We start from the raw sequence: 3,077 nt of genomic DNA, 5'->3' as shown, positions 1-3,077 counted from the left end.
GGGCGGGACCGACGGGTCGGGCGGCGCGACCGGCTCGTCGCCCGGGCCGACGGGCCGCGCGACGGGCCGCAGACCCCGCATCCACTGCTCGGGCCCGGCCTGGGCCCTGGCGAGCCGCGCGCGGGCGGCCTGCGCACCGAGCAGGGCCCCGGCCGCGCTGGCGCCGAGATGAGCGACGACGGGCCGGACGGGGCCCTGGGTGGAGTGCAGTGCAACGGTCGCCAGGCGCAGGCGCCGCTGCAGCGGTCCCTGGCGCAGGCCGAGGGACTGCGTGCGCTCGTGCGGGACGATGTCGAGCCGGCGGTCCAGCCGTCCGCGCCGGACCAGCAGGGCCCGGTCGGTCAGCACGTAGCCGTTGCGTCGCCACGCGATCGGGTCGAGCCACTTGGCCCTCGCCGGGCTGGTGACGAACCCGCGCTCCCGGCCCGAGCCCGACAGCGCGTCCTCGAGCACGCCACGCGGGTCCGGGGCGCCGAGATCGGGGATGACGAGCCAGAGGGCCAGCAGGGCCTCGTCGCGCGTCCCGACCGGGAGCAGCACCGTCTCCGACGCCTTGTTCTCCTCCTGCACGTACCCGGCGATGTTCATCTCGACGCGCCACCAGTCCTTGCGGCGCCACAGCAGGGGCTGGCTCAGGCGGACTGCCTGGACCCGTCCGGGCGGGACCGTCTGTGCCCGCGACTCGAGCAGCCCGTGCCGCAGGCGGATGCCGTCCGGCGACTGCGCCACCCGGAAGGCGAACTCCGAGCTGAAGCGCTGCCAGACGAAGGCGAGCACCGGGAGGAACCCGACGAGCATGCTCCCGGCGAGCCCCGGCTCCCGCAGGAAGACGGAGACGACGGTGAGGGTCACGGCGAAGAGCGCGACGGTGAGGACGAATCCCGACCGCAGCAGGGAACCGACGAGCGTGCCGGCCTGGACGGACAGCAGCTCCCGCTCGGGCGCCGCAGGCGCGGCCTCACCCTCGGCGGACTCCAGCCCGGCCGCGCGTGCGAGGAGGGTGCTGCGCAGCTGCTCAGCATCGCCCTCGCGCAGGAAGGCGAGGCTCACCGAGGAGTTCGCCCCGCCGGCGACCTCGAACTTCAGCTCGGCGAGGCCCATGAGGCGCGCCAGCAGGGGCTGGACCACGTCGATGCCCTGCACCCGGTCCAGCCGGGCCGAGCGCTGACGACGGAACAGGATCCCGGACTGCAGGTACACGGTGTCGCGGTCGATCGCGTAGCGGGTCATCCGCCACGCGATCGCCGCGTAGCCGAACCCCACCAGCAGGGCGAGCCCGAGGAACGCGAGGATGGGCAGCACGCCCACGTCCCGGGAGATCTCCTCGTAGGAGCTGACGTTCACCCCGACCTGCTGGACGACGATCGCCAGCAGCACGACGATCACCTTCCACCCCTTGATCGCCGGGGTGATCGGGTGGACGCGCTGCCAGTCGAGCTCGGGGTTCACAGACCCGCCAACCGCGCCTCGCCACGGCTGGCGAGCCGGTCACGCAGCCGGGAGGCCTCCGCGTGGGGCAGCCCGGGGATGGCGGCGTCGCTGCTCGCCGAGGCGGTGTGCAGCTGCACCCGCGCGACCCCTGCCATCCGGTCCAAGGGGCCGGCGTGCACGTCCACGAACTGGAGCCGCCCGTACGGGACGACGACCATGGCGCGCATCATCACGCCGCGCCGGATCAACAGGTCGTCGTCGCGCTCGGCGTAGCCGATGGCACGCACCTGGCGCGGGATGAGGATGAGCAGCCACAGGGTGAACGCCAGGATCACCCCTGGCACGGCCCACAGCCCCGGGACACCGCTGAGCACGGCCGCGAGGATGCCCCCGGTGAGCGGGAGGACGACCACCGTGGCGAGGGTCACCAGCCGGACCGTCGTGAGCCTGGGTGAGACCGGCGTCCACACGACCCCTGCGGGGTCGAACGGACTCGGGTCCTGGGAGGGAGCGGTCATGACTGCATCCTTCCACCGTGCGGGCACCCGTCCGCACCTGCGGGTTCAGGCAGGAGAGCCGGCCGGGCTGCCCCGCTCGTCGTCCTCCGGGGGTGGCACGCGACACCACCGCTCCACGACGAGCCCGGTCACGGCCAGCAGGACGGTGGCGACGAGCGCCACGGCGGCCGCGACCGCCACCTCGCGGCGGCCGTCGAACTCCAGGTCGCCCAGGACGAGGAGGATGTGCCCGGCGTACCACCCGCTCAGCAGCGCCCCCGTGTACCCGGCCGCCGTCGCCAGGACGACGGTGCGGGCGGCGAACAGGGGGTCGAGGCCGGGGCGCTTGCCCCGGGTGAACTGACGCACGTTCCATCCGGCCGCGCCGACGGCGACGGCGATGGCGATCACGACGAGGGCCGAGAGCACGGGGGGTCCGAGCACCGTCGCGCCCCTGCCCTCGACCAACCGGAGCACGCCGAAGCTCCCGACCGCAGCCAGAACGGCGATCAGGAGGAGCCGCGTCCAGGGCGTGGTCTGCATCACCCCTCCGGGTCCGTCCACCAGTCGAGGGCGAGCCACCGGATCCCGTCGCGGTCGGGCGCCGTGGTGGCCAGCTGTGCGACGGGGCCACCGCCCAGCCCGGGGAGCACGGCGTCGGGGTCCACCTGCGCCCAGGGCTCCAGCACGAAGGCCCGGGCGTGGGCGCGCGGGTGCGGGAGCTCGAGGTCGTCGGTCACCGCGAGGACGGAGCCGTAGCGCACCAGGTCGATGTCGAGGGTCCTGGCTCCCCACCGTTCGTCCCGGACCCGGCCATGGGCCTCCTCGATCCCCTGGCACTCGCGCAGCAGGGCGCGAGGGCTCAGCTCGCAGCTCGCCAGGACGACGGTGTTGAGGAAGTCGGGCTGCTCCGGTCCACCGACGGCACCCGTGCGAGCCAAGGGAGCGACCGCCGTGACCACCAGACCGGAGACACGACCCAGGTCGGCGATCGCTCGTCGCAGGATCTCCTGGCTCGCCCCGAGGTTGGACCCGAGGGCGAGGACCACCGGAACGGGCTCCGGGGGGACCTCGTCGAGCCGGTCAGGCACCACGGTGTCCTCCCCGGCGAAGGGGATCGTCACCGGGAGATCGGCGGCGGGCCACCGG

At 74.2% G+C, this 3,077-nt stretch carries 4 protein-coding genes; all 4 read right to left on the bottom strand.

Translation table 11 applies throughout. From position 1 onward, the window contains the following. Window positions 1-1,449, bottom strand: a 1,449-nt coding sequence (locus ABWK99_RS15230; RefSeq protein WP_372595541.1) for a PH domain-containing protein, incomplete at its 3' end; no start/stop codon positions are given. Continuing rightward, complete coding sequence (locus ABWK99_RS15225; protein WP_372595540.1) at window positions 1,446-1,949, bottom strand: PH domain-containing protein; 504 nt, start codon at window positions 1,947-1,949, stop codon at window positions 1,446-1,448. The genes ABWK99_RS15225 and ABWK99_RS15230, both read right to left, overlap by 4 nt. 45 nt (window positions 1,950-1,994) lie before the next feature. Continuing rightward, the gene (locus tag ABWK99_RS15220) at window positions 1,995-2,471 is read right to left on the bottom strand and encodes a DUF3180 domain-containing protein (protein WP_372595539.1); all 477 of its coding nucleotides are present in this window, start codon (window positions 2,469-2,471) and stop codon (window positions 1,995-1,997) included. After that, the coding region (folK, locus tag ABWK99_RS15215) for a 2-amino-4-hydroxy-6-hydroxymethyldihydropteridine diphosphokinase (protein ID WP_372595538.1) at window positions 2,471-3,077 on the bottom strand (607 nt) is incomplete at its 5' end. The genes ABWK99_RS15220 and folK, both read right to left, overlap by 1 nt.

Origin of the sequence: Actinotalea sp. (genome assembly GCF_041597215.1) — a bacterium.
GTDB lineage: Bacteria > Actinomycetota > Actinomycetes > Actinomycetales > Cellulomonadaceae > Actinotalea.
Note: the sequence above shows the minus strand (reverse complement) of the source record. Positions and strands in the feature narration are given on the sequence as shown.